Source organism: Rhizobium sp. AN73 (assembly GCF_030757975.1).
Lineage (GTDB): Bacteria > Pseudomonadota > Alphaproteobacteria > Rhizobiales > Rhizobiaceae > Agrobacterium > Agrobacterium arsenijevicii.
Genome location: NZ_JARWME010000001.1, coordinates 2033424 through 2058004, shown reverse-complemented (window position 1 = coordinate 2058004; position 24581 = coordinate 2033424). Strand labels below are relative to the sequence as shown.

The following is a 24581-nucleotide window of genomic DNA, read 5'->3' as shown; positions in this document are numbered from 1 at the left end:
CTGAGCAAAAGGCGAAAAACTAATCACAGTAATAAAATTCCCGGCAGGCAGCTCAATCGTAGAGTAAATTAGAATATGCCGGAGATTGAAGCGAACGTTTTATTTTCCATGCGGCTGGGAACCACTTTCCACGACGTGCGTTCAGCAACGCCGTGAAATAAAATGTTGCCCTGCCCACGGCAGATGTCCGATGCGAAATATCGCGGTTTGTCGATGCTGAAATCGCCTCAAACCACCTGAACCAGGTGGCCTGGAGAAACTGTTTTATAGTTTCGCGTTGGCACCTCATACCCCATCGCCCGTATCGGGCTTTTCAGCTCATCATTGGATATGCCGCATCTTATCCCGCGCCGTGCAGGATCAGGCACTGGCACCGCCGCCATGAGTTTCTTCGTATAGGCATGTTGCGGGTTGTCGAAGACGGCCGCACGCGGACCGATTTCTACGATCTCGCCGAGATACATCACGGCCACCCGGTGGCTGACGCGCTCCACGACAGCCATGTCGTGGGAGATGAACAGGAAGGCCAGATTGAGGCTCTGCTGCAGGTCGAGCAACAGGTTGCAGACCTGCGCCTTGATCGAGACATCAAGCGCCGACACGCTTTCATCGGCAACGATGACCTTTGGATCAAGGGCAAGCGCACGGGCGATTGCGATGCGCTGGCGCTGGCCGCCGGAGAATTCGTGCGGGTAGCGGCTGGCCATATCGGCGGTGAGACCAACTTTCTCCAGCAGGTCGGCCGTCTTTTCCTTTGCCTGTTTCGTGGTGCCCAATTTGTGCTTGATGAAGGGTTCGGAAATCGCGGTCCCCACCGTCATGCGCGGATTGAGCGAAGAGAACGGGTCCTGAAAAATCATCTGCACGGACTTGCGCATGTTGCGCAGGCCGACAGTGTCGAGCCGCATCACGTCATAACCATCGAGCGACACCTCGCCGGCCGTCGGCTCCACAAGGCGCATGATCGAGCGGCCGGTAGTGGATTTTCCGCAACCGGACTCACCGACAAGCGCGAGCGTCTCGCCCTGAAACAGATCGAAGGAGACATTTTCAACGGCATGAACCGCGCCCGTCTGGCGCGCCAGCAGTCCGGAACGGATGGGAAAACGCGTCACGAGGTTCTTGACCGACAGCACCGGCGTCTGTCCGCTCGCCACCGTTTCGGCCACTTCCACCGCTTCTGTCGACAGACCGGTTTTCATGTCGAGGACCGGAAAACGCGTCGGCCATTGCCGGTCGCGCATCGAGCCGAGCTTCGGCACCGCCGAAAGCAGCGCCCGCGTATAGGGATGTTTGCCGCGCTGGAATATATCCCCGGTCGGTCCCGTCTCGACCTCGTCGCCCCGGAACATGACGATGGTGCGGTCGGCGATTTCAGCCACGACGCCCATGTCATGGGTAATGAAGAGAACAGACATGCCCTCCTCTTCCTGAAGCAGCTTGATCAGGTCGAGGATCTGCCCCTGAATGGTGACGTCGAGCGCGGTCGTCGGTTCGTCGGCGATCAGCAGTTTCGGCCGGGAGGCGAGCGCCATGGCGATCATCACGCGCTGGCGCATGCCACCGGAAAACTGATGCGGATATTCGTCGAAGCGGCTGGCCGCGTTGGGAATGCGAACCTTTTCGAGAAGCCGGACCGTCTCCGCCCTCGCTTGCTGCTTTGAAAGGCCCTTGTGCCGGATAAGGACCTCGGAAATCTGGCGACCGATCGTGAAGATCGGATTGAGCGACGTCATCGGCTCCTGAAAGATCATCGAGACGTCGTTGCCACGCACGCCCCGCATTTCCTTTTCGGAAAGCGCCAGAAGATTGCGCCCGTTCAAGAGAACTTCACCCTCAATCCGGCTGGAAGCCGGAGCGAGCAGCCGCATGATTGACAGCGAGGTAACGGACTTTCCCGAACCGGACTCGCCGACAATCGCGACGGTTTCGCCGGGCGCAACATCGAAAGAGACATTGCGCACGACGCTCTTCCACACGTCGTCGACAAGAAAAGAGGTGGTCAGGTTTCTAACGGAAAGGACAGGTGTCGTCTTCATGATCTCATCGCCCCACAGCATAGGCCTGCATCAGTCGCGGCGTTGCGGCGGCCCGCAGCAGGCCATTGGCATCCCGTCGCGCGGCGGTCAGGCGCCCCACCGACCATGCATCGGCAACGGTGACCCTGTGTCCACGGCGGCGAAGCTCCTGCAGCGTGACCTCACCCACCGTGCTTTCCACCATGATTTCGCCGGGCGAGCTGGTGCGCGGATAAAACGAGCCCGGAAAATGCGAGGTGTGGAACAGCGGCATGTCGATGGCCGCCTGCAGGTTCTTGCCGTGATGGGCATATCGAAGGAAGAAAGGCAGCTGCCACTGATCCTGCTGATCGCCGCCCGGCGTGCCGAACACCATCGAAGGGCGTCCTTGATGCAGCGCGAGAGAAGGTGTCAGCGTGGTGCGCGGGCGTTTTCCCGGTGCAAGCGAGGTCGGCAGGCCTTCCTTCAGCCAGAACATCTGGGCGCGGGAATTGAGCGCAAAACCGAGGCCCGGCACGATGGGCGAGGATTGCAGCCAGCCGCCGGACGGCGTGGTGGAGACCATGTTGCCCCAGCGGTCGATGACATCGATATGCACGGTGTCGCCGCGCTTCTCCGTCAGATGCGACATGGTCGGTTCGTAAACCGCACCCTTGCCGCTCATCTCCGCCAGCATGGCCATAGTGGCATCCACCTGCTTTTCGTAACCCGGCACGGTGCCCGGACGCAGCTCGAGCGATGCCTCGCTGCCGATCAGTTTACGACGCCCGGCGTTGTAACCTTCGGAGAGAAGATATTCCGTCGGAATCTGGCCGAAATCAGGATCACCGTAATAGACCTCACGGTCGGCAAAGGCGAGTTTCATGGCCTCTACGATCGTGTGGATGAAATCGGGACCGGAAGGATCCATGGCCGCAAGATCGAAACCTTTCAGCAGGGCGAGCGACTGCAACAGAACCGGTCCCTGCCCCCAGGCGGGCGTCTTTGCAATCGTCCAGTCATGATAATCAACCGTCTGCGGCGCTTCGACGGTCGCATGCCAGTCCGCCATGTCCTGCGCCGTCAGCACGCCTTTGTGTTTGGTGCCGCTTGCATCCATGACTTCGGCGGTCTTTACGTAAGTGTCGATGGCTTCCGCAACGAAACCCCGATAGAAAGCGTCGCGCGCGGCTTCAATCTGGTTTTCACGACCCGAACGTGCCTCGGCTTCGGTGACGATCCGCTTGTAGGTTTCCGCAAGAACCGGGTTCCTGAAAAGGGCGTGCGGCTCGGGTGCGGCACCGCCCGGCAACCAAGTCTCGTAGGAGGTTGGCCACTCCTTCTTGAAGAATTCCGCCAACCCCTTGATGGTGGCGGAAACGCGCGGCAGGGTCGGATGTCCGTGTTCGGCATAATAGATGACCGGTTCCAGCACCTCGCGCACGCTCATCGTGCCGTAGTCGCGCAGCATCAGCATCCAGCCGTCGAAGGCTCCGGGAATGACGGTTGCGAGCAGACCATCGCCGGGGATGAGCTTCAGCCCCTCCGATGTATAATGCTCGATTGTCGCACCGCTCGGAGCAGGCCCCTGCGCGCAGATGACTTCGACCTTGTCCGTCTTCTTCGAATAAAAGACCGCAGGCATGTCGCCGCCCGGACCACAGAGATGCGGTTCGACGATTTGCAGCACGAAACCGGTGGCGACCGCCGCGTCGAAGGCATTGCCTCCCTTTTCGAGGATTGCCATGCCCACGGCCGATGCGATCCAGTGCGTCGAGGTGACGACGCCGAATGTGCCAAGAATCTCGGGGCGTGTGGTGAATTCGGTCATTCAGTCAGTTCCTTATGAGAAATCATGCTTCGCGCGGATCGAGCGCGTCACGCAGGCCGTCGCCCAGAAGATTGAAGCCTATGACGACGAGGAAAATTGCAATGCCGGGCCACATCGTCATCCATGGCGCCTGGCTCAGGAAGTTCTTTGCCGTGTTCAGCATGGAACCCCATGAGGGCGCCGGCGCCTGCTGGCCAAGGCCGAGGAAGGAGAGGCTCGCTTCCGCGATGATGGCGGTCGCGACAGTCAAGGTCGCCTGCACGATGATGGGAGCAAAGACATTCGGCAGGATGTAGCGCGTCATGATGTCGACGTGGTTGAGGCCGATCGACCTTGCTCCCTCGACATAATCTTCCATCTTGACCGCCAGCACCTGACCACGGGTCAGCCGCACGAAAATCGGCATGGCGGAAAGGCCGATGGCGATCATCGCATTGGTAAGGCTCGGGCCGAGGAAGGCCGCGAGAGCAATTGCCATGATGAGGAAGGGCATGGCCAGCAAGGCTTCCGTGACGCGGGATATGACCATATCGACCCAGCCGCCGAAGTAGCCAGCGATCAGCCCGAAAGGCACGCCGATGACCACCGCGATCATGACGGAGACGACGCCCGCCATCAGCGAGGCACGCGCGCCATAGATCATGCGCGAGAGAATATCGCGGCCGAGATCATCGGTGCCGAGCCAATGGGCGGCGGACGGCGCCTTGCGGATCGCCGACCAGCTGGTCGCAATCGGGTCTGCAATCGGCAGGATCGGTGCTGCGACGGCGAGAATTGTGAAGAAAAGCACGATAACCAGACCGGCCAGCGCCGATTTGTTGCGCTTCATTTTCTTCCAGGCGCGGCTTTCTTGCCTCGGCACCGGTACGGACAGGTTTTGATCGAGAGCGGTCATGATATCGGGCCTCAGATCGTCGCCCTGAGGCGAGGGTTAAGCAGGACATAGGCGATGTCCGCCAGCAGGTTCATGAGGATGAAGCCAACAGCGGTGCAGAGCACGATGCCCTGGACGACGGCGTAATCGCGGGTGAAGACCGCATCGACGGTCATCTTGCCGAAGCCGGGAATGGTGAAGATCTGCTCCGTCAGAACCGCACCAGCCAGCAATTCGCCGAAAAGCAGTGCCAACAGCGTGATGATCGGCAGAAGCGCATTGCGAAAACTGTGCGACAGGATGATCTCCCGCGGCGACAAGCCCTTGGCGCGTGCGGTGCGGATATAATCTGAATTCAGCACCGCGATCATCGCCGATCTCGTATGGCGCATCAGTGTTGCCGCAAGCGCATTGCCGAGCACGAAGGCGGGCATGATCATCGTTTCGATGGAGCGAACGGGGTCGACGAAGATCGATTCATAACCGGATGCCGGCAGCCAGCCGAGTTTCACCGAAACCAACAGGATCAGCATGATTCCGAGCCAGAAATTCGGGATCGACAGGCCGGAAAGCGCCACGATATTGGCCGTGTAATCAATCCACGTATTCTTCTTGACGGCGGCCAGAATGCCGATCGGAATGCCAATGACCATCGCGAAGAACATCGCCATCACAGCCAGCTGGATGGTGACCGGCAGCTTCTGTCCGATCAGTTCCAGCACGGGCTGGTTCGTTCGCAGCGAAATACCGAAATCCCCGGTCGCCACGCCGCCCAGCCAGTTGATGTACTGGAGCGGCACCGGGTCGTTCAGGCGATATTTCTCCCGCAGGAATTCGATCGTTGCCGGGTCACGCTCCTCCCCCGCCATGGCGAGAACCGGATCGCCGGGCAGCAGTTTCTGCAGCGAGAAGACGAAGATGGAGATGATCAAAAGCGTCGGGATCGCGACAAGCAGTCGCTTGCCGATATAGACAGGCATGGCATTGCCCCCGTTCGTGCTCATTCTGAAGGGCCGCACGGCAAAGCCGTGCGGCGGATTTGAAGCGCTTAGTCCTTGCTGACGCCGAGAAGGCGGATCATGCCATCAGGCGATGGCTCCCAGCCCTTGACCTTCTTGGAGATGGCATAGGCATAGGGCTGGTGGCCGAGATAGATGATCGGCATGTCATCGTTGAGGATGACGCTTGCCGCATCGTATTTCTCCTTGCGGACCGCATCTTCTGTCGAGGCGCGTGCTTCGTTCAGCAGTTTGTCGACTTCAGGATTGCAATATTTCACATCGTTGATGCCGCCCTTGCAGGTGACGAACTGGTGAAGATTGCCATCGGGATCGATACGACCGGACCAGTCGGAACGGCTGAGCTGATAGTTGCCGGCGGTCTGTTCGGAAAGAAGCGTCGCAAATTCCGTGGCCTTCAGGGTCACATTGAAGCCTGCTTCCGCCACCATCGACTGGATTACCTGCATCATCTGCGTCTGCGTGGTATTGTTGGCGTGCTGAAGTTCGATATCGAGCTTCTCGTAGCCCGCCTCCTTCATCAACTGCTTGGCCTTGTCGATATCACGCGGCGGCACGGCCAAGTTCTGGTTGAACCAGGGGCTTGTCGGCGGGAATGACTGATTGCCAGCCTTGGACGTGCCCTCGAAAACGATCTGGCCGATCGCTTCGCGGTCAATCGCGTAAGAGAATGCCTGACGCAGGCGCTTGTCCTTGCCGAGCGGATTATCCGCGCGCGCACCGTTATTGATGTTCACGTACATGGCCATGTAGCCCGGGCCGATGACGTCAGCATAGGTCAGTTTGGCATCGTTCTTGACGGATTCCGCGTCGGACGCCGAGATGCGTTCGGCAATATCAAGGTCGCCCGAACGCAGGTTTGCCAGCTTCACCGTCGTATCGGGGATTGGCAGGTAGACGATCCTGTCGACGAGGATCTTGTCCTTGTCCCAATAATCCGCAAATTTTTCGAGCACGATACGGTCCTGCTGGATGCGCTCGACAAACTTGAACGGCCCGGCGCAAACCGGCTTCGAGCCGAAGTTCGCGCCCAGTTCCTTGGCTGCCTTCGGTGCGACGATCATGCCGGCGCGGTCGGAAAGCTGCGCGAGCAGTGTGACATCGGGCGTCTTCAGCGTGAATTTGACTTCCAGCGGACCCGTGGCCTCGACCTTCTCGACCGAGGACAGCTCGCTCTTGCGGCGGGATTCCGGCAGGGTCATGTTCCGCTCGATGGTGGCGACGACGGCAGCCGCATCCAAAGTCTCGCCATCGTGGAACTTCACGCCGTCACGAATTTTCATCGTCAACACCTTGCCACCCTCCGACCATGCCCATTCGGTGGCAAGCTGCGGAACGATCTTCATGTCCTGCGAGATGTCCACCAGCTTGTCGCACATGGAGGTGTAGACGATGCGGCCGACGAAGGTGCGCGATTGCGCGGGGTCGAGCACGTCAGCGTCGTCGTTGAGACCGATGCGCAACTCGGACGCCATGGCTGGTGCGGTCAAAAGCGCGCTGGCCAATAGAGCTGCAGTCAATGTGTAGATTTTCTTCATGTTCGATCCTCTGGTCTGGTTTTCTTTGACTTTTTGTCATTGGCCGGCCCCAAAAGGCCGACGGGTTTTGGCCCGCAGCCTATGAGGCCGGGGTAAGCGGATTGTCGGCTTCGTTCATGCCCTTCACCGCACCGTCTTCTGCGGCTTTTTCTTCCTGAAACCCGAGAGAGGTGGCGCGGATCAATCTTTCCTGATGCATGAGAAGGTGCTGGCGCATCGCTTCTCCGGCTCTCGCCGGATCGCGGTCGGCTATGGCGTCAACGATGGCCACATGCTGTTCGAAAGAGGCCTTGCCATTCGTGCCGCTGCGCCGGGCGAGCTCGCGTATCGACTGCCAGGCATCGTCCTGGCGAATACGGTTCACGACATCGAAAATCGACAGGAACAGCTTGTTGCCGGCGCTCTGGGCTATCTGGCGATGGAGCGAACCATCCCACAGCTCCTTGGCATCGGCATCCGTGCTCTCGCCGGTCTTCTTGACGAGGGCACGCATGCGCTCGACCTCGGCGGGCTTGGCTCGCATGGCCGCGAGCTGCGCCAGTTGCGGTTCGATGCGCAGCCGCACTTCCATGATTTCCATGATATCGGTGCTGGCGACCATCTCGGTCACCTGCGTGGACCAATCATCCGGCTTTTCACCGACAAAGGTTCCAGCCCCCTGACGACGCCAGATCAGCCCCTCGGCTTCCAGCACCTCCAGAGCGCGGCGGATTGACCGACGGCCGACATTGAAGGTCTCGGCAAAGGCCCGCTCCGTCGGCAGACGGCCATCTTTCGCCAGATGTTTCGTCCGGATGTACTCGCGCAGCTTCGCCAGAGCGTAGTTGGAATTGTCGTTAGGGTTTGCCGTCACGCCGCACCATTTGTGTGAACCAATCTAACATTGGTTCATTTGGTGAGAAATTTCGGCATACGTCAAGCCCATTTTTGAGCCTTGATTACAAGTGCTCAAAACATAGGCATCCCGCTATTTTCAGTGGAAGGATTGCGTGCGTTCAGTGCAGGAATGACAATGTCGGCGGATAATGAGTTTCGACCGGAATGCCACCCTTGCCCTGCGCAAGTTTACATCAGCACGGGCGTCATTCGGTGCTTTTGAGCGCCGTCAAAATCTCGTAAGCCGCAGCAACGCGATCCTCATTGGGATAGTTTTTATTGGCCAGAATGACGATACCGAGTTTCTGCTCCGGTATGAACGCCACATAAGCGCCGAAACCATTGGTGGAGCCGGTCTTGTTGATGAAGACATCCTGACGCGGTTTCATCGGCGGTGAAATTTCCGATACTGGCACTGTCTTGAGCAATGCGCCGGAGTTCAGATCAACCAGCGTTTTCAGCGTGGCCGGCTGAGCATATTGCTCCCAGATCATATCCTGCGTCATGGCGCCGACGCTGAAATACCCCGTATGGGTATTGGTGATCGCCTGCTGGATTTTTCCGTCCAGCTTTTCCAGACCCATATTCGCATTGACGAAACGGATCATGTCGGTTGCCGTCGACCTGACGCCGTAGGCCTCCGAAGAGAGAATGGCCGGCGTCACGCGGGCCGGTTCACCGGTTCTCTTATAACCCTGCGCATAATCGGCCATGTTTGCCCTGGGCACCGCAACGAATGTGTTCTTCAATCCGAGCGCTGGAAAAAGCGTTTCCTGCATGGCGCTGTCATAACTTTGGCCCAGAGCCTTTGCGGTGATGTAGCCGAGCATTCCGATGCTGGGATTGGCGTAGGTTCTGTGCGTTCCGGCCTTGTATGAGGGCTTCCAGGCCTTGAGATAGGCCAAAAGCTGCTGTTCGGTCTTGATATTGTCCGGCACCTGCAACGGAAAACCGCCGGCGGTGTGGGTGCCGAGATGCATCAGCGTGACATCGCCGAACGGCTTGCCCTTCATGGATGGAAGATAGTCGCCGACCTTGCCTGATAGTGACAGTTTGCCCTGCGTTTCCGCATAGGTGCTGAGCGTGACCGTGAATGTCTTGCTGATGGAGCCCAGCTCGAAAAGCGTCTGCGGGGTGACCGGCTGGCCCGTGCTTTTGGACATGACGCCGTAGGTGAAGACATGGCTTTCGCCACCGACACTGATGCCAACGGCCAGACCCGGAATGCCGTTCTTCTCCATGACCGGCTTGATCGCGGCATCTGTTATCGCTTTCAGCCTGGCATCATCAGCCGCAAATGCCTGAGTGAACAGGCTCGTCGAGAGCAGGGTGGCCAGTGCGATGTGTCTGCGATTAAGTTTCATCTTTCGCGTTCTCCAGAACCTTAAGTGGATTTTCAGCGCGTGCGCCGTCCCCAGCGAAGGAGGTTTAACCGCCCTACTTTGTACGAACAAATCATGATATCTCGGAGGAGGCATAACAAAATCTAGGTCTTGAATGGTTCGGCAATTCCTTCCCCTGAACGGCTTGAGGGCGTTTGAGGCTTCAGCCCGGCACCTCAGTTTCACCCGCGCGGCCATCGAACTCTGCGTGACGCAGGCGGCTGTGAGCCAGCAGGTGAAAGGGCTGGAAAAGCGGCTGGGGGTTTCCCTTTTTCAACGGCTTCCAAGAGGTCTGAAAATCACTGCGGAAGGTGAGGCCCTGCTGCCGACAGTCACCAGCTCCTTCGACCAGATGGCGATCACACTCGACAGGATCGAGGCCGGTCAGGTGCGCGAGCTGCTGTTTCTGGGGGTTGTCGGAACCTTTGCCGTGGGCTGGCTGCTGCCCCGCCTGAAGGAATTTCAAAAACAACATCCGTTCATTGATGTGCGGGTTTCCACCAACAACAACCGGGTGGACATGGCCGCCGAAGGGCTGGATTTCGCCATTCGCTTCGGTCAGGGCTCCTGGCATGGCACGGATGCGTTCCGGCTTTTCGAAGCGCCCCTGTCACCTCTCTGCACGCCGAAACTGGCGGAGACGCTGAAGTCACCCGCTGATCTCACGGAAGCAACGCTGCTGCGCAGCTACAGGTCTGACGAGTGGAGTACGTGGTTTGTAGCGGCTGGCGTGCCCCCGGTGGCACAGGTGAATGCCGGCATCGTTTTCGACACGTCGCTCGGTATGATGGAGGCAGCATTGCAGGGGTTGGGCGTGGCGCTGGCCCCACCATCGATGTTTTCGCGGCATCTAGCATCCGGGGCAATCGTGCAGCCCTTCCCCGTCACCATATCGCTTGGCAGCTACTGGCTGACGCGGCTGCAATCAAAACCGCAGACATCAGCCATGCAGGCCTTTTCCGACTGGATGTTCGCCAATATCGGCTCGGCGCAAGAGGGCCTATGAAAGGGCGAGTAAAACGCCACCGACTGCGGAGATGACCACGACTATCCACGGCGGCGTCTTCCACACCGTCAACAGGATGAAGCCCACAAGCGCGAGCGTGAAATCCTTCTGTGTGAAGACGGCGCTTGTCCACACCGGATCGTAAAGCGCTGCGCCGAGAATGCCGACGACGGCGGCGTTTGCGCCCCGCATGGCGGCCTGCGCCCGAAGGTGCTTGCGAAACCCCTCCCAGAAGGGCAGCGCACCGACGAGCAGCAGCATGCCCGGCAGAAAGATCGCTACGAGTGCGATGGCCGCCCCCGCAATGCCGTTCGGCTGCGGTCCCACCACAGCGCCGAGATAGGCGGCGAAGGTGAAGAGCGGACCGGGGACGGCCTGGGTTGCGCCATAACCGGCGATAAACGCATCTTCCGTCACCCAGCCCGTGGAAACGACTGCCGATTGCAGCAATGGCAGCACCACATGGCCGCCGCCAAAGACAAGCGCGCCGGCGCGATAGAACGCATCGAACAATGAGAGGCCTTGCGACCCGGCCATTGCCGCGACGACCGGCAGGAAAGCCAGCAGGAGCGCGAAAGTGGCAAGCGCAATGTATCCGACACTTTTCGGCACCCGGAATCCGAGATGGGTGGCCTCTCGCACGGCTTCGGTGCGGCAGAAGACTAGCCCCGCAACGGCGCCCACCGCAAGCGCCAGAATCTGGCCAAAAGCCCCCGCGACAAACACGACGCAGATAATGCCGGCAAGAGCGATGCTGACGCGTTGGCGATCCGGGGCGAGGCTTTTTGCCATGCCCCAGACAGCCTGCGCCACCACGGCGACAGCCACGATCTTGAGGCCATGCAACAGGCCGGTGCCAACCGGTCCCTCGATGGAGGCGGCGACCATGGCGAAAAGAAGCAGCAGGATGGCGGATGGCAGGGTGAAGGCCGTCCACGCCGCCAGAGCGCCAAGCGGCCCTGCCCGCAGCAGCCCCAAAGCGAAACCCACCTGGCTGGAGGCCGGGCCGGGCAAGAACTGGCAAAGCGCCACGAGATCGGCATAACCCGCCTCGTCGATCCATTTGCGCCGCACGACCAGCTCATCGCGAAAATAACCGAGATGGGCGATGGGACCGCCAAAGGAGGTAACGCCTAGCTTCAGGAACGCCGCGAAAACTTCTCCGGGTGTGCCGTTTCGAGGGGTGGCGGCTTCGGTGCGAATGGTTTGCGTTGACGACTTCACGAAAATGCTCCCTGAGCGTGCAACGGCTGTTCGTCTACACAATATCCGTATCAAAAAACGATATCGATATCAGACACTATTATGACAGGGATATGAAGAGGCGGGAGCGCGCCCGGAACGACCGAGATCATTGGACGCGCTCCATATATTTGTTTTTACGTATTTTTCGATCTCAGACGATCAGGCCCTTCATGGGCCGGATGGCTTCCGAGCCGGGAAAGACCGCCTTGTCGAGCATGGCAGCGCTTGCGCCGAGATGATCGACCGCCAGCCCCTTGATGATCGCGCGAATATCGGTGGTGGGCGCAAGGTCTCGCCCGTCCCGCAGTTGCGCGAGCTTGAGGCCGGGCCAATCGGCGATGACCCGCCCACCACGGATGCTGCCGCCGGCGAGAAAAGCCGTCGTTGCCGTTCCATGGTCTGTCCCTTCCGTGCCGTTGATGCGGGCAGTGCGGCCAAATTCCGTGGCGACCAAAATGGCCGTGTCCTTCCAGACCGGCCCCAGCTCCTGTTCGAAGGCGGCGAGCGCATTGTCCAGCCCGCTCAATAATTTTGAAAGACGCTCGACCTCATGGGCATGGGTGTCCCAACCCTCGAAAGCCAGCGCCGCAACGCGCGGCCCTTCGGGGTGGGCAATCAGCCGCGCGGCACCCCGCGCCATCTGCTCCATGCCGACGGGATCCCCCGGACCGCCGCGCGCCTTGATATCGACACCCGAGGCGATCTTGCCGGTTTCGATGCCCTCGGCGAGCAGTGCCGCGAGCATCGGGTCCGTCTGGCCGTAGAGGTCGGCAAGGCGGGGAGCCAGGTCGCCATCGGCGGGTTTGAGAACGGATGGCGCCCATCCCAATATCGGTGCCTTGCCGCGAATGACCAGCGGCGCGCTGGCGCCGACGGCAAGGCCACTCACCCGCTGCCCGGCCGCCGGATTGATGGTTTCACCCGCCGGCATCTGCTCCAGCAGGCGGTTCAGCCAACCCGTCTCGACATGGCCGGGGGTCGGGAAACCCGATTCCAGCACATCCTGCCCGTCGAAATGCGAACGGTCGCGATAACCGGTGGCGCTGGCGTGCACGACCGCCGCCTCGCCTTTCCGGTAAAGCCGCTGGAAATTGCGAAGGGAGGGATGCAGTGCAAAGAAACCATCCAGCGCAAGGGCGGGATTGCCGCCCTCGGTGCGCATGGCGATCTGTTGCCGCAGCGCCTCATAGTCGGGGTCACCCACCGGCGGCACGGCGGTCAATCCGTCCAGCGCGCCACGCAGGATGATGGTGACGAAACGCGGGTCGCGTCCGCCGGCGGCGAAAGCAAAGCGCGGCATAAAGGCCCAGGCGAAAAGTGCGCCGCTTGCACCAAGGATCGCACGGCGAGTGGGGGAAACATGTTCACACAGCATGGTCAGCGCCTCTGAAATTCGGGGGAAAGGAATGCGATCGTCAGCCCCTGCGGTTTGCTCTCTGCCCGCTGCACCGCCTTTTTTGTCTCATCGGACAAAAGCGGCCCCAGCCGGTCTGCGACGAAGTCGCGCGGATCGATTGCACCCGCAACCTGATGGGCAAACAGGCTGGCGGCATCGATACGCGTTGCCAGCCCTTCGGAGGAACCCCAGCTATCGGTGACATCGGCAAAACCGTTCGGGCCGGAAGGGTTCCACAGCGGCTGGCCCAATGCGTTGAGCACGGAGACAATCTGCTCGGGCTTCGGCGTGATGCCGCTTGCCCTGATCACGGCAGTCACGAAGTCGAGCGGCGGTCTGAGCTTGGTCAGGGCCGGGCTCCACGACTGCTCAGCCTCGATCAGCGCCATATAGGTCGTGGAAAGATCGCCGTGGCTCTTGGTGTAGGCGGCGGCAAGTTTCGCCACCAGTTCCGGCGGTGGCTGGTCGCTGACGAAATGACGTGCCAGCTTGTAGGCGAGATGGCGCGCCGTGGACGGATGGTGCGCGAGATCGCGCAACGCCCGCCGCCCCTGCTCTACCCCCACTTCACCATAGGTGATGCCCATCACGGCATGGTCGCCCGGCTCATGGTTGTAGGTGTTGAAGGAAAAGTGGCCAAGCGGACCGGGGCGCTTCTCGTCGCGATAAACGCTCCAGCCGGTAATGATGCGCGCAAGCGCCGTCACGTCGGCCTGATTATAACCGCCATCCACCCCGAGCGTATGCAGTTCCATGATTTCACGCGCGAGGTTTTCGTTGAGCCCACGCTTGCCGTCCTTGTTGGCCTGGGAGTTCGGCCCGATCGATTGCTGGTTGTCGAGAAAATACAGCATGGCGGGGTGGGTCTCGACCGCGATCAGCATATCCTCGAAATTGCCGAAGACATGCGGGCGGATCGCCTCACGCTCGAAAGCTCCGGCCAGAATATGCACATCGCCGCCCTTGCCGGTGGCGACAGCGAAATGGTTAGCCCAGAACATAGCCAGTCGCTCGCCAAAGCCGATCAAAGGCTGGCGTATCGTGCCGTTAAAGCGGGCATCCGCCTCCGCTAGCAGGATCTGCTGGGGAAAATAGGGACGTTTCGAGACTGCTGCGTCCGGCTTCTTTTCCTGTGGCTCACCGGGCGGTGGCGCCATGCCTGCCTTGTCCATCGCATTTGCGGCGGGCGCCATTGCCTGCGATGGTGGGTTCATCACCCCTGCGGTCGCTCCCGCCGCACCGGTAGTGGCCGAGACGGCAAGGACCGCCGGCTTTTCGCGCTCGGCCTTGATTTCCTTGTTATATGCCAGCAGCGATATCAGAAGATCAGCGCTGGAATGCAGCTGCGCGCCCACCGGGATCGGCGTGGCGTGTTCGGTAATTTCCAGCCGCAAAAGATCGCGCGGATCGTCTTTGATCGCCTGGATATCGCCTTCACGCGCGCCGAGGCCGAAACGCCACAGACAGAGCGCTGCATCCAATTCCCTAGAATTTGACATGGCCGATACGAACTCCGTTTCGTTATCGACCATTCAACGGGTGCCCGGTCCGAAATCCGTCGCTGTTGAAATGTGATTATTTCGTGGCGGGCTTTGGCGCCTCACGGGCAAGCAGCCCTTCCGCCAGCCGGCGCCGTGCCTCGAGCGACAATGTTCGGGCGAATTCCACCGCCTGCTGCTCGGTCGCGGCACGCACCTCGTATTCGGCCTTGCGCGCGCGTTCGAGCGCTGCGGACAATGCTTCCGGATCGAGCGTTTCCGCCCCCATCAGGGACGCCGCCTCTATACGCGCCTGACGCGCCTCGGCCGAAGTTTCCCGCATGGTCTTGCGCGCATCGTTAAGGTTGCGCCGGAAGGCCTCCCTTTCAGCCTTGGGCAACTGCTCACCCGCAAGCGGCATGCGGGCGGCGGCAGCGGCGGGATCGTTGCGCAGATAAACGAACCCCGCACCGGCAAGCGCGCAGACAAGAAACGTATTCGCGACGAGAAGGACAACGACTATCCAGCGGAAATTCTGATCGCTCATTTCGCCTCCTCGGTCATTTCGTTTTCGGTTTGCAGGTTTCCGAAGGCCGTCAACGTGTCGCCCAATGTCAGGGCCGGTGGTGGCGTGAGGTTGATGACGGCGATTGCTCCCGTCAGCGCTCCCGCAAGGCTGATGCCGATCATGCCCGCCCCCAGACCGTAGCGGACGATCCACCTGTGTCTGGTGGTGTGGGTTCTTGCCTGCGCCATGATCCTCGCGTTGAGAATGGCCGAGGGATCGCGAAGACGGTACGCCGACAGCGCAAGATCGAGACCGGCCGCCTGCGCGATCAGGCGTTTGCCGTCTTCCGTCCCCGCATAAATCATGGCCTCTGCCCGCCGGTCTTCCGGCCAGCGTTCGGGATCGGCGCCATAGGCCGATACGAGGTCGGAAAAAACCTTGTTATCCATGAGCGTCTTCTTCGCTCCGTTCATTTGTCGCCCTCATTCAAAATTGCATGGAGTGCCCGGCGCCCCCGCGCCAGAAGGCTTTCCAGCGCGTCTACACTGACATGCATGACATCGGCCGCCTCGCGGTTCGACATCTCCTGATAATAGACCAGAACAATCGCCTCCCGTTGCCGGGCGGGTATAGCCTGCAAGGCACGCGCCACGGCACCGCTCTCGTCACCACCATATGGCAGGTCGGCATCGGGCAGCGCGCTGCCGTCGATCTGTTCGGGCGGCTCCGCTACCGATATTTCCCGGCGCTTTCGCAGCCGGTCGTAACACAGGTTGAGCGCCACCCGGTGGATCCAGGTATCGAACCGCGCGCGCCCCTGCCGCCATGTACCGGCATGTTTCCATATCCGCAGGAAGGTTTCCTGCGCGATGTCTTCCGCCTCTGCCGGATCACCCAGCATGCGGGTGGCAAGCGCCATGATCCTCGGCAGTTTGGCCGTCACCAGAGCCTGCATCGCACGGACATCTCCCGCAGCGACGTCCGCCACCAAATCTGCATCCGGATCGCTTACCATGTATCGGGCTTTGTCTCCGTACCGTCCTGCCGGACAGGGGCGAATTCCATGCGGATTTATAGCGATGTCAGTGAGGAAGTTCCGCACCTTGTCACTTTAACGCAGGTCCGCGCAAAATCCGTCGCTGATTTCTGGGATATATTCGCGTGCAATTTACGGCAGGCCGCCCCCCCGCTGGAAACCTGTTGAAACGGTCTTATCAACCGTCGGCCGACACCGCGGCCAGCCTCTCCGGCCCGAATGCTTCCAGCAATCCGCGATAGGGCTTGGCAACCGGCGTGGCATAGGCACCGCGTTTGGCAGTCGAAAGCCCCATCGACACCAGCGCTTCAGCCTGTTTGACGGCTGCGGTAACACCATCGATAACCGGAACGCCGAATTCGCTGCGCAGTTCGGCGGTGAGATCCGCCATACCAGCGCAACCGAGCACGATCGCTTCGGCGCGATCCTGCTTGAGCGCCAGCGAAATCTCTTCGCGCAACCGCTCGCGGGCATTCGAACCCGGTTCTTCCAATGACAGAACGGGAATATCGGCGGCACGCACATTACAACGGGAAGACATGCCGTAGCGATGAACGAGATGTTCGAGCGGCAGCCGCGAACGCTCCATCGTCGTCACAATGGTGAACCTCTGCGCGATGAAGGCGGTGGCGGAAACCGCCGCTTCGCAGATGCCGATCACCGGTATGTCCGCAAGAGCGCGGGCCGCATCGAGCCCGGTATCGTCGAAACAGGCAATGACGGCCGCCCTGGCACCGAGCATTGGCGCCTTGGCAAGCTCCAGCAGCAGGCCGGGTACGGCAAAAACCTCGTCGTAATAGCCTTCGATGGAGACCGGTCCCATTGAGGAGGTAACGGCGAGGATTTCCGTGTCGCAGCTCGCTGCCCGCGTCGCTGCATCGGCGATCGTCGCCGTCATGGATTGCGTCGTGTTCGGATTGATGACGAGGATGCGCATTTTACGTTTCTTTATCCGCGTGAATGGCGGCGGTTCAGGGTAACGATCAGGCCAAGCGTGGCTGCAATCACCAGGAAGGAAAACAGGGTCGTGACCGCCCCAAGCGCATAAAGCACCGGCGTCGTGACATTGGTGGTCATGCCGTAGATTTCCAGCGGCAGGGTGTTGTAGGTGCCTGATGTCATCAGCGTGCGGGCGAATTCGTCATAGGAGAGCGTGAAGCCGAACAGGCCGACGCCGATCAGGCTCGGTGCGATCATCGGCAGCACCACATGGGCAAAAGTCTGCCAGGCGGATGCACCGAGATCGCGGGCCGCCTCTTCATAGGATGGCGAGAAGCGGTTGAAGACAGCCAGCATGATGAGCACGCCGAAGGGCAGCGTCCAGGTGAGGTGCGCGCCGAAAGCTGATGTGTACCATGAAGGTTCCAACCCAAGCTGTTGGAAAAGAACGCCAATGCCGAGTGATATGATGATCGATGGCACCACGAGGCTGGCGACGGAAAGATAGAATAGCGGCGTCGCGGCGATGAACTTGCGCCGGAAGGCAAGCCCCGCCAGAAGCGAGACGAGCACCGTGACGACCATGACCATCACACCGAGCCCGAAAGAACGGCGGAACGAGCCGCCGAAATCGCCGACCGCCTGCTGTTCGAAAAGATTGCCGAACCAGTGCAGCGAAACGCCGTTCAACGGAAAGGTCAATCCGCCATTCGGCCCCTGGAAGGCAAGGATGAGGATCGCCGACAGCGGGCCGTAGAGGAACAGCACGAAGAGAAGAAAAAAGAAGGCGAGGATGTAAAATTCGCGGCCGCGTTTTTCCGAATTCATGGGTCACAACTCCTTGCGGATATCGACGATGCGCAGGATGCCCGCGACCATCAAAAGAACGAGGATGAGCAGGATGACGGCATTTGCGGCCGCCGCGGGATATTGCAGCAGCGACATCTGGTTCTTCATCATCAGTGCCACCGAGGCGCTCTGGCCGCCGGACATGACCTGAACCGTGGAGAAATCGGCCATGACGAGCGTCACGACAAAGATGCTGCCGATCGCCATGCCGGGTTTGGCAAGCGGAATGATGACGTTCCAGAGGGTCTGCCAGCCCGTCGCGCCAGCGTCGCGCGCCGCCTCGATCAGCGATTTGTCGATGCGCATCAGCGTGTTGAAGATCGGCGTAACCATGAACAGCGTATAAAGATGCACCATGGCCAGCACCACGGCAAAATCCGAATAGAGCAGCCATTCGATCGGTTCGGGCACGATGCCGGCCCCGATCAGCGCGCTGTTGACCAGCCCGTTACGCCCGAGAACGGGAATCCAGGAGATCATGCGGATGATGTTCGATGTCAGGAACGGCACGGTGCAGACGAGGAACAGAACCATCTGCATAGTGGTGGTGCGAATATGGAACGCCAGGAAATAGGCAATCCAGAAACCGCAGAACAGCGTTATCGCCCAGACGATGGCGGCAAATTTCAGCGTGTTGATATAGGTCTGCCATGTAACCCAGGAACCGAGCGTCTCGGTATAATTGAAGGTCACAAAACCGGGATACATCTGGGCGAAATCATAATCCCAGAAACTGACGACGGCGATCATGACGATCGGCAGAGCCAAGAAAAAGCCGAGGATCAGGAAAAGCGGTGTGGCCTGAACATAGGACACAAGCTTTTGCGGCAGCACGAAGTTGCGGGACGGCTTGTCCTTTTTTTCGCTCACGCCGATTAGTCTGACCGTCACCATCATGAAGCCTTTCGCTGTATTTCCGGAAGCACCGGCGGCATTGGCCGCCAGTAAGCGTTTCAGGCAAAGCTCTCTTCAAACTCGACGTCATTCTCGGGCTTGACCCGAGGATCCAACCACGTCTGATGTGGCGGATCGTTAGATCCTCGGGTCAAGCCCGAGGATGACGGAGAGGTTTTGGTGCTCTGTCGTTCTCAAGGCCGGCGGCTTTCGCCGCCGGTTCTATTTCATGAAAACATCAGGCCGCGATGAACTCGTTCCAGCGACGAACCATGTAGCGGTCCTCGTCCATGACGGAGTTCCAGCAGGCGACCTTGCCCATGCGCTCCTGGAACGAGCCGCCGTCGCGCACTGCACCGGCCTTTTCCATGACCTTGCCGTCCGGGGCGATGATATCGCCCTGCGCGGGCTTGCCTTCGACCCAGTAACCCCACTCGTCGGCCGACATATGCTCCTTCGCCGTATCCATGGCTGCGGAGTAATAGCCCTGACGGTTGAGATAAGCGCCGACCCAGCCTGACGTGTACCAGTTGATGTATTCATAGGCCGCATCGAGCTTGGCGCCGGAGAGGTGCTTGGCAAGGCCGAGACCACCGCCCCAGGAGCGGTAACCTTCCTTCAGCGGCTGGTATTTGCAGGCAACGCCCTTGGAGCGGACGGCAGCAACAGCCGGCGACCACATGGACTGGATGACAACTTCGCCCGACGCCATGAGGTTGACGCTTTCATCGAAGCTCTTCCAGAAGGCACGGAACTGGCCGTCTTTCTTCGCCTTGATGAGGAATTCGATCGTCTTGTCGATCTCTTCCTTCGTCATGTTGCCCTTGTCGGCATATTTGATGTTGCCCGTGGCTTCCATGATCATCGCCGCATCCATGATACCGATGGAGGGGATGTTGATGATGGAGGCCTTGCCCTTGAACTTGGGGTCCATGATATCGGCCCAGCTGGTGATATCGCGACCGACGAGATCCGGGCGGATACCGAGCGTATCGGCATTGTAGATCGTCGGAACCATGGTGAAATAATCGGTCTCGCCCTTGGCGAACTTCTTGTCACCGGGCTTTTCGACGAAGCCTACCGTGTGCGGGGCTGTGCCCTGCGCCACAACGCTGTCCGGCGTCAGCTTGCCGGTTTTGAACAGCGGTACGATCTTGTCGTAATATTTCAGCTTCTTGATTTCCATCGGCTGGATGACGCCGGCCGGATAGACCTTCTTCAGGATCCAGTATTCGATATCGGCGATATCATAGGAGTTCGGCTGGGTAACGGCGCGTTGGGCGGCCGCATCCGAATCCGTTGCCGTCATCTCGAGCGTGATGCCAAGATCGGCCTTGCACTTTTCGGCAATGGCGTTGAGGTTCGAAACGCCGGTACCGAACTGGCGGATCGTGATCGGGTTCTGGGCCCAGATGGTCGGGAAACCGGTGATGAGGCCGGAGCCGATCGCCGCACCCGTTGCGGCGGCACCCGCTTTTAGAAGTCCGCGGCGGGACAGGCCCTTGGTGCTGTTGGAATTGTCGGTCATTTCAAAGTTCTCCTCTGGTTATTTTTGGGGTTACTTCTCTACCCGGCCGAGCACGATGGCATCGGCCGCATTCCATGAAAGCGGTATGGCGTCGCCGGTCCTGACCGGCTTTTCGAAGAAGGCGACGTCGCTGAGGATGGCCTTGAAATCCTCAATGCCCGCGCCGGTGACGGCGATCTTCACGCTGGCGCCGCGATATTCGACATTCGAGACGATGCCGGTAAAACCGAAGCCCGGCTGATCTGCCTCGCCGACGCGCACGCGGTCGGTACGAACGGCAATATCAACCGCGCCATCCGGCGGCGCGATGCCGCTGGCGGTAAAGGTGCCGCCGCCTGCGACTTCCAGCGTGACGAGATCGCCGTTCTTTTCCCTGAACCGTCCGGAAATGACATTGTGATCGCCCATGAAGCGGGCGACGAAAGCGGTGGCCGGGCGCTCGAACAGCTCACGCGGTGTCGCCGCCTGTTCGATACGGCCGTCATTCATGACGACGATGACATCGGCCAGCGCCATGGCCTCTTCCTGGCTGTGCGTGACATGAACGAAGGTGATGCCGAGCGAGGTCTGCAGCTTCTTCAACTCGGCGCGCATGCGGATCTTGAGGAAGGGATCGAGCGCCGAAAGCGGCTCATCCAGCAGCAGCGCCTCGGGATCGGTGATCAATGCGCGCGCCAGCGCCACACGTTGCTGCTGCCCGCCGGAAAGCTGGGCCGGGCGCCGGTTGGCATAGGGTTCAAGCTGCATCAGTTGCAGCATCTCGAGTGCCTTGGCGTGACGCGTTTCCTTGTCCACCCCCTTCATCTTGAGGCTGAAGGCAACATTGTCGACGAGATCGAGATGCGGAAACAGCGCATAGGACTGGAACATCATCGCCGTGCCGCGCCTGGCGGGCGGCAGATCGGTGACCACCACATTGCCAAGCCTGATATCACCGCTAGAAATGCTTTCGTGGCCGGCGATCATGCGCAGCGTCGAGGTTTTCCCGCAGCCCGATGGCCCAAGCAGACAGCAATAGCTTCCCGCCGGTATCTTGAGGCTTATGGCGTGCACGGCGGTGGTGCTACCATAAATCTTGGAAACGGAAGCGATGTCGATTGCTGCGGCTTTGCTCATGAACACTCTCCTGCGACGTCTTTGTCATGCAGGAGGCGTGCCAATCGGCTTTGTTATTGATGTAAAAGGATATTTTCGAGTGGTACTTGGACCCGGCCACCCGGCTGCTCAAATTTACAGCGATTGTTTTCGATTGATTGAGGAAATTGTATGCGATCCTAGTAATCGATTGCGAGATATTGGACTAGGAAAAAGGCCACTATCAGGTTAGAAGAAGCGATACCGGAACCGTGACATGACCTTGCAAGAAAATCCCCCAGTTTCCGTTGATGTTTCAATCGAGGATCGCTCGCTCGTTATCCGCGAATCCCTTCGCAACGCCATCATCGATCGGCGGCTGGCGCCGGGGACAAAACTCTCGGAAGCGGAGGTTGGTGCGCTCTTTGATGTCAGCCGTACCGTCGCGCGTGCCGCCCTGCAGATATTGGCCTTCGAAGGTCTGGTGAAGACCGAGCGCAACCGCGGTGCTTTCGTCTCCACGCCCTCCCCGGAAGAAGCTTGCCAGATTTTCGACGCCCGCCGCCTGATCGAACCGGGTATCATCGCAGCGGCCGTGGAGCGCATCACGCCTGCGGATATCGCCCGCTTTCGCGAGCATCTCGCCGAAGAGGAGCGCTACATGAACGCGCGCGGCCCTGTCGCACGTCGAGCGGAAATCAAGGCGTCGGGTGATTTTCACCTCATGCTGGCCAGCGTGTCCGGTAATGTCATTCTCCAGCGCTTCATGGACGAACTGGTCGCCCGTTCCTCGCTGGTGGTCGCCCTTTATGGTCGCTCCGGCGTATCGAGCTGCGGCCACAGCGAACATTTCGCCATTCTTGACCTGATCGAACAGGGCAAGGCCCAACGGGCCGCCGACCTCATGCTCCATCATCTCGACCATATCGAAGCGGATCTCGATCTGCAGCCGAAACAGGGCGTCAGCCTGAAAACGGCGCTGGCACCGCTGGAATAGCGCAGCCTTGCGAAGAATGGTGCCGACGCACACACCGTTTCGGTGACGTGCGTCGGCAAGTTGCTTAGAGCACGCCCAGGAACTGCTTGAGTTCCGCTGTCCGGGGATTGGCAAAAACCTCTTCCGGCGGGCCGATCTCGTGCACGCGGCCCTGATGCATGAAAACGACGCGCGAGCAGACATCGCGGGCGAACTTCATCTCATGCGTCACCATCAAAAGCGTCATGCCTTCCTTTGCCAGTTCACGCACGACGGCCAGCACCTCCGATACGAGTTCGGGGTCGAGCGCGGAGGTGATCTCGTCGCAGAGAAGGGCGATCGGCTGCATGGCAAGGGCGCGGGCGATCGCCACACGCTGCTGCTGGCCGCCGGACAGTTCATCCGGAAAGGCATCGAACTTGTGGGCCAGTCCGACACGTTCCAGCATCTTGCGCGCCATCACCTCCGCCTCCGGCTTGGTGACCTTCTTCACCACCATCTGCGAAAGCATGACATTGCCGCCGGCCGTCAGATGCGGAAAAAGATTGAACTGCTGGAAGATCATGCCGACCTTCAGCCTCAACGCCTTCAGATGCAGCTCATCATCCAGCAACTGTGCACCAGCGACCTGGATGGAACCACCGCTGATCGTCTCCAGCCCGTTGATGCAGCGAAGCAACGTCGATTTTCCGGAGCCGCTTTTTCCGATGATGGCGATCACTTCGCCGGGTTCAACATCCAGGTTTATGCCCTTCAGAACCTCATTGTCGCCAAAGCTCTTGCGGACTTCAGTGATTTCGATGAGCGACATTGAGCTTCCTTTCCAAGAACTGGCTGGATTTCGACAGCGGCCAGCAGAGAGCGAAATAGATGAGAGCGACCAGCCCGTAGACGGTGAAAGGCTGGAAAGTGGCGTTGGTAACGATCGTGCCGGCCTTGGACAGTTCAACGAAACCGATGATGGAGGTGAGTGCCGTGCCCTTGACGACCTGCACGGAGAAACCGACCGTCGGCGGAATGGCGATCTTCATCGCCTGCGGCAGGATGACGTAACGCATCTGTTGCAGGCGGCCCATGGCAAGGCTGGCGGACGCCTCCCATTGCCCCTTGGCAATCGCCTCCACGCAGCCGCGCCAGATTTCCGCAAGGAAGGCAGCCGTCCAGAGGATCAGCGCCACACCGGCCGCAAGCCAGGCCGGAACATCGACGCCGAGGAGACCGAGGCCGAAAAAGGCGATGAAGAGCTGCATCAGCAGCGGCGTGCCCTGAAACACTTCGATATAGACGCGGGCAGTGCGGTTCAAAGCCCGGCGCGGGCTGATGCGCAACCACAGTAGCAGGATGCCGACCATGCCGCCGCCGATGAAGGAAACGAGCGAGAGCAGCAGCGTCCAGCGGGCGGAAAGCAGGAGATTGCGCAGAATGTCCCAAAGGGTGAATTCGGTCATCGTGCCGCCCTCCTCGGGAAAAGAAAGCTGCCGAGCGCCAGCATGCCCTGCCGCAGCAGGATAGCGAGCGCCAGGTAGATGACGGTTGACAGGATGTAGGCCTCGAAGGCGCGGAATGTGCGCGACTGGATGAAGTTCGCCGCAAAGGTCAGGTCTTCCACGGCGATCTGCGAGACGACGGCCGAGCCGAGCATGACGATGACCACCTGCGAGGAGAGCGCCGGCCAGATGCGTTGCAGCGAGGGCGTCAGCACCACATGGCGGAAGGTCTCGAAGCGCGTCATTGCAAGGCTCGCGCCCGCCTCGAACTGGCCCTTCGGTGTCGCCTGAATGCCGGCGCGGATGATTTCGCAGCTATAGGCGCCGAGATTGATGATCATCGCCAGATTGGCCGCCGTCAGCTCTGAAAGCTTGAAACCAAGCGATGGCAGGCCGAAGAAGATGAAAAATAACTGGATCAGAAAAGGCGTGTTGCGGATGAGTTCCACATAGATGCCGACGATGGGCTTCAACCATGCAGGTCCAAGCGCCCGCGCCCAGGCGCAGGCGATGCCGAATGAAACGCCGACCACACCGCCGACGAGCGTGAGCTGGCTGGTAATGGCGATGCCTTTGGCAATTTGTGGCCAATATTCGCCAAGCCACAGGAAATCAAATTGATAGCTCAAGAAACAGTCCCCTTGCGCC

At 59.9% G+C, this 24581-nt stretch carries 23 protein-coding genes; 2 read left to right on the top strand and 21 right to left on the bottom strand.

Annotated elements, in window-relative coordinates; translation table 11 throughout:
- Positions 1-227: 227 nt before the first annotated feature.
- From RBH10_RS09240 to ampC, 7 genes are all read right to left on the bottom strand, one after another.
- Positions 228-2039, bottom strand: a complete 1812-nt coding sequence (locus tag RBH10_RS09240; protein ID WP_281039423.1) for an ABC transporter ATP-binding protein — start codon at positions 2037-2039, stop codon at positions 228-230.
- 4 nt (positions 2040-2043) lie between these two features.
- A complete protein-coding gene (locus tag RBH10_RS09235; protein WP_281039422.1) occupies positions 2044-3828 on the bottom strand; it encodes a gamma-glutamyltransferase family protein in 1785 nt (594 codons plus the stop codon).
- A gap of 22 nt (positions 3829-3850) precedes the next feature.
- Complete coding sequence (locus RBH10_RS09230; RefSeq protein ID WP_281039421.1) at positions 3851-4723, bottom strand: ABC transporter permease; 873 nt, start codon at positions 4721-4723, stop codon at positions 3851-3853.
- Between the two features lie 11 nt (positions 4724-4734).
- Complete coding sequence (locus tag RBH10_RS09225; RefSeq protein ID WP_281039420.1) at positions 4735-5682, bottom strand: ABC transporter permease; 948 nt, start codon at positions 5680-5682, stop codon at positions 4735-4737.
- A gap of 68 nt (positions 5683-5750) precedes the next feature.
- Positions 5751-7259: an ABC transporter substrate-binding protein gene (locus RBH10_RS09220; RefSeq protein ID WP_281039419.1), complete on the bottom strand. Its 1509-nt coding sequence runs from the start codon at positions 7257-7259 to the stop codon at positions 5751-5753.
- A gap of 79 nt (positions 7260-7338) precedes the next feature.
- Positions 7339-8136 (bottom strand): FadR/GntR family transcriptional regulator, encoded by a 798-nt coding sequence (locus RBH10_RS09215; protein ID WP_306180577.1) that lies wholly within the window; start codon positions 8134-8136, stop codon positions 7339-7341.
- Between the two features lie 205 nt (positions 8137-8341).
- Positions 8342-9499: a class C beta-lactamase gene (ampC, locus tag RBH10_RS09210; protein WP_281039417.1), complete on the bottom strand. Its 1158-nt coding sequence runs from the start codon at positions 9497-9499 to the stop codon at positions 8342-8344.
- 133 nt (positions 9500-9632) lie between these two features.
- Here ampC and RBH10_RS09205 point away from each other — a divergent pair, with 133 nt between their 5' ends.
- Positions 9633-10523, top strand: a complete 891-nt coding sequence (locus tag RBH10_RS09205; RefSeq protein ID WP_281039416.1) for a LysR family transcriptional regulator — start codon at positions 9633-9635, stop codon at positions 10521-10523.
- On the opposite strand, the gene chrA is transcribed toward RBH10_RS09205, so the two are convergent.
- The 11 genes from chrA to RBH10_RS09150 all read right to left on the bottom strand — a co-directional run bounded on the left by chrA (position 10518) and on the right by RBH10_RS09150 (position 21512).
- A complete protein-coding gene (gene chrA, locus RBH10_RS09200) occupies positions 10518-11747 on the bottom strand; it encodes a chromate efflux transporter (RefSeq protein ID WP_281039415.1) in 1230 nt (409 codons plus the stop codon). The two genes, RBH10_RS09205 and chrA, sit on opposite strands and share 6 nt — an antisense overlap.
- Positions 11748-11919: 172 nt before the next feature.
- Entirely contained in the window at positions 11920-13143 is a 1224-nt protein-coding gene (locus RBH10_RS09195; RefSeq protein ID WP_281039414.1) for a DUF1501 domain-containing protein, read from the bottom strand.
- Positions 13144-13145: 2 nt separating this feature from the next.
- Positions 13146-14663, bottom strand: coding sequence for a DUF1800 family protein (locus tag RBH10_RS09190; RefSeq protein WP_281039413.1), 1518 nt, complete (start codon positions 14661-14663; stop codon positions 13146-13148).
- Between the two features lie 76 nt (positions 14664-14739).
- The gene (locus RBH10_RS09185; protein ID WP_045021784.1) at positions 14740-15189 is read right to left on the bottom strand and encodes a periplasmic heavy metal sensor; all 450 of its coding nucleotides are present in this window, start codon (positions 15187-15189) and stop codon (positions 14740-14742) included.
- Entirely contained in the window at positions 15186-15599 is a 414-nt protein-coding gene (locus tag RBH10_RS09180) for a hypothetical protein (RefSeq protein ID WP_281039412.1), read from the bottom strand. The genes RBH10_RS09185 and RBH10_RS09180 overlap by 4 nt, the downstream gene beginning before the upstream one ends.
- Before the next feature lie 20 nt (positions 15600-15619).
- The gene (locus tag RBH10_RS09175; protein ID WP_281039411.1) at positions 15620-16165 is read right to left on the bottom strand and encodes an RNA polymerase sigma factor; all 546 of its coding nucleotides are present in this window, start codon (positions 16163-16165) and stop codon (positions 15620-15622) included.
- Positions 16166-16364: 199 nt separating this feature from the next.
- Positions 16365-17123, bottom strand: a complete 759-nt coding sequence (locus RBH10_RS09170; RefSeq protein WP_281039410.1) for an aspartate/glutamate racemase family protein — start codon at positions 17121-17123, stop codon at positions 16365-16367.
- A gap of 11 nt (positions 17124-17134) precedes the next feature.
- Positions 17135-17953, bottom strand: coding sequence for an ABC transporter permease (locus RBH10_RS09165; RefSeq protein ID WP_281039409.1), 819 nt, complete (start codon positions 17951-17953; stop codon positions 17135-17137).
- Between the two features lie 3 nt (positions 17954-17956).
- Positions 17957-18868: an ABC transporter permease gene (locus RBH10_RS09160; RefSeq protein ID WP_281039459.1), complete on the bottom strand. Its 912-nt coding sequence runs from the start codon at positions 18866-18868 to the stop codon at positions 17957-17959.
- A gap of 238 nt (positions 18869-19106) precedes the next feature.
- Complete coding sequence (locus RBH10_RS09155; RefSeq protein WP_281039408.1) at positions 19107-20396, bottom strand: PotD/PotF family extracellular solute-binding protein; 1290 nt, start codon at positions 20394-20396, stop codon at positions 19107-19109.
- Positions 20397-20426: 30 nt separating this feature from the next.
- Complete coding sequence (locus tag RBH10_RS09150) at positions 20427-21512, bottom strand: ABC transporter ATP-binding protein (protein WP_281039407.1); 1086 nt, start codon at positions 21510-21512, stop codon at positions 20427-20429.
- A gap of 235 nt (positions 21513-21747) precedes the next feature.
- On the opposite strand from RBH10_RS09150, the gene RBH10_RS09145 reads away from it, so the two are divergent.
- Positions 21748-22467, top strand: a complete 720-nt coding sequence (locus RBH10_RS09145) for a GntR family transcriptional regulator (protein WP_281039406.1) — start codon at positions 21748-21750, stop codon at positions 22465-22467.
- Positions 22468-22531: 64 nt separating this feature from the next.
- Here RBH10_RS09145 and RBH10_RS09140 read toward each other — a convergent pair whose 3' ends face one another.
- The 3 genes from RBH10_RS09140 to RBH10_RS09130 are packed head-to-tail and all read right to left on the bottom strand — an operon-like array spanning position 22532 to position 24562.
- Positions 22532-23257 (bottom strand): amino acid ABC transporter ATP-binding protein, encoded by a 726-nt coding sequence (locus RBH10_RS09140; protein WP_281039405.1) that lies wholly within the window; start codon positions 23255-23257, stop codon positions 22532-22534.
- The gene (locus RBH10_RS09135) at positions 23235-23894 is read right to left on the bottom strand and encodes an amino acid ABC transporter permease (protein ID WP_281039404.1); all 660 of its coding nucleotides are present in this window, start codon (positions 23892-23894) and stop codon (positions 23235-23237) included. Before RBH10_RS09135 ends, RBH10_RS09140 begins: the two co-directional genes overlap by 23 nt.
- Entirely contained in the window at positions 23891-24562 is a 672-nt protein-coding gene (locus RBH10_RS09130; RefSeq protein WP_281039403.1) for an amino acid ABC transporter permease, read from the bottom strand. The genes RBH10_RS09135 and RBH10_RS09130 overlap by 4 nt, the downstream gene beginning before the upstream one ends.
- Between the last annotated feature and the right edge of the window lie 19 nt (positions 24563-24581).

Coding starts and splice junctions, on each gene's coding strand:
- RBH10_RS09240 (WP_281039423.1), bottom strand. CDS start 2,039: ATGAAGACGACACCTGTCCTTTCCGTTAGAAACCTGACCACCTCTTTT.
- RBH10_RS09235 (WP_281039422.1), bottom strand. CDS start 3,828: ATGACCGAATTCACCACACGCCCCGAGATTCTTGGCACATTCGGCGTC.
- RBH10_RS09230 (WP_281039421.1), bottom strand. CDS start 4,723: ATGACCGCTCTCGATCAAAACCTGTCCGTACCGGTGCCGAGGCAAGAA.
- RBH10_RS09225 (WP_281039420.1), bottom strand. CDS start 5,682: ATGCCTGTCTATATCGGCAAGCGACTGCTTGTCGCGATCCCGACGCTT.
- RBH10_RS09220 (WP_281039419.1), bottom strand. CDS start 7,259: ATGAAGAAAATCTACACATTGACTGCAGCTCTATTGGCCAGCGCGCTT.
- ampC (WP_281039417.1), bottom strand. CDS start 9,499: ATGAAACTTAATCGCAGACACATCGCACTGGCCACCCTGCTCTCGACG.
- RBH10_RS09205 (WP_281039416.1), top strand. CDS start 9,633: ATGGTTCGGCAATTCCTTCCCCTGAACGGCTTGAGGGCGTTTGAGGCT.
- RBH10_RS09195 (WP_281039414.1), bottom strand. CDS start 13,143: ATGCTGTGTGAACATGTTTCCCCCACTCGCCGTGCGATCCTTGGTGCA.
- RBH10_RS09190 (WP_281039413.1), bottom strand. CDS start 14,663: ATGTCAAATTCTAGGGAATTGGATGCAGCGCTCTGTCTGTGGCGTTTC.
- RBH10_RS09185 (WP_045021784.1), bottom strand. CDS start 15,189: ATGAGCGATCAGAATTTCCGCTGGATAGTCGTTGTCCTTCTCGTCGCG.
- RBH10_RS09180 (WP_281039412.1), bottom strand. CDS start 15,599: ATGGATAACAAGGTTTTTTCCGACCTCGTATCGGCCTATGGCGCCGAT.
- RBH10_RS09175 (WP_281039411.1), bottom strand. CDS start 16,165: ATGGTAAGCGATCCGGATGCAGATTTGGTGGCGGACGTCGCTGCGGGA.
- RBH10_RS09170 (WP_281039410.1), bottom strand. CDS start 17,123: ATGCGCATCCTCGTCATCAATCCGAACACGACGCAATCCATGACGGCG.
- RBH10_RS09165 (WP_281039409.1), bottom strand. CDS start 17,953: ATGAATTCGGAAAAACGCGGCCGCGAATTTTACATCCTCGCCTTCTTT.
- RBH10_RS09160 (WP_281039459.1), bottom strand. CDS start 18,868: ATGGTGACGGTCAGACTAATCGGCGTGAGCGAAAAAAAGGACAAGCCG.
- RBH10_RS09155 (WP_281039408.1), bottom strand. CDS start 20,396: ATGACCGACAATTCCAACAGCACCAAGGGCCTGTCCCGCCGCGGACTT.
- RBH10_RS09150 (WP_281039407.1), bottom strand. CDS start 21,512: ATGAGCAAAGCCGCAGCAATCGACATCGCTTCCGTTTCCAAGATTTAT.
- RBH10_RS09145 (WP_281039406.1), top strand. CDS start 21,748: ATGACCTTGCAAGAAAATCCCCCAGTTTCCGTTGATGTTTCAATCGAG.
- RBH10_RS09140 (WP_281039405.1), bottom strand. CDS start 23,257: ATGTCGCTCATCGAAATCACTGAAGTCCGCAAGAGCTTTGGCGACAAT.
- RBH10_RS09135 (WP_281039404.1), bottom strand. CDS start 23,894: ATGACCGAATTCACCCTTTGGGACATTCTGCGCAATCTCCTGCTTTCC.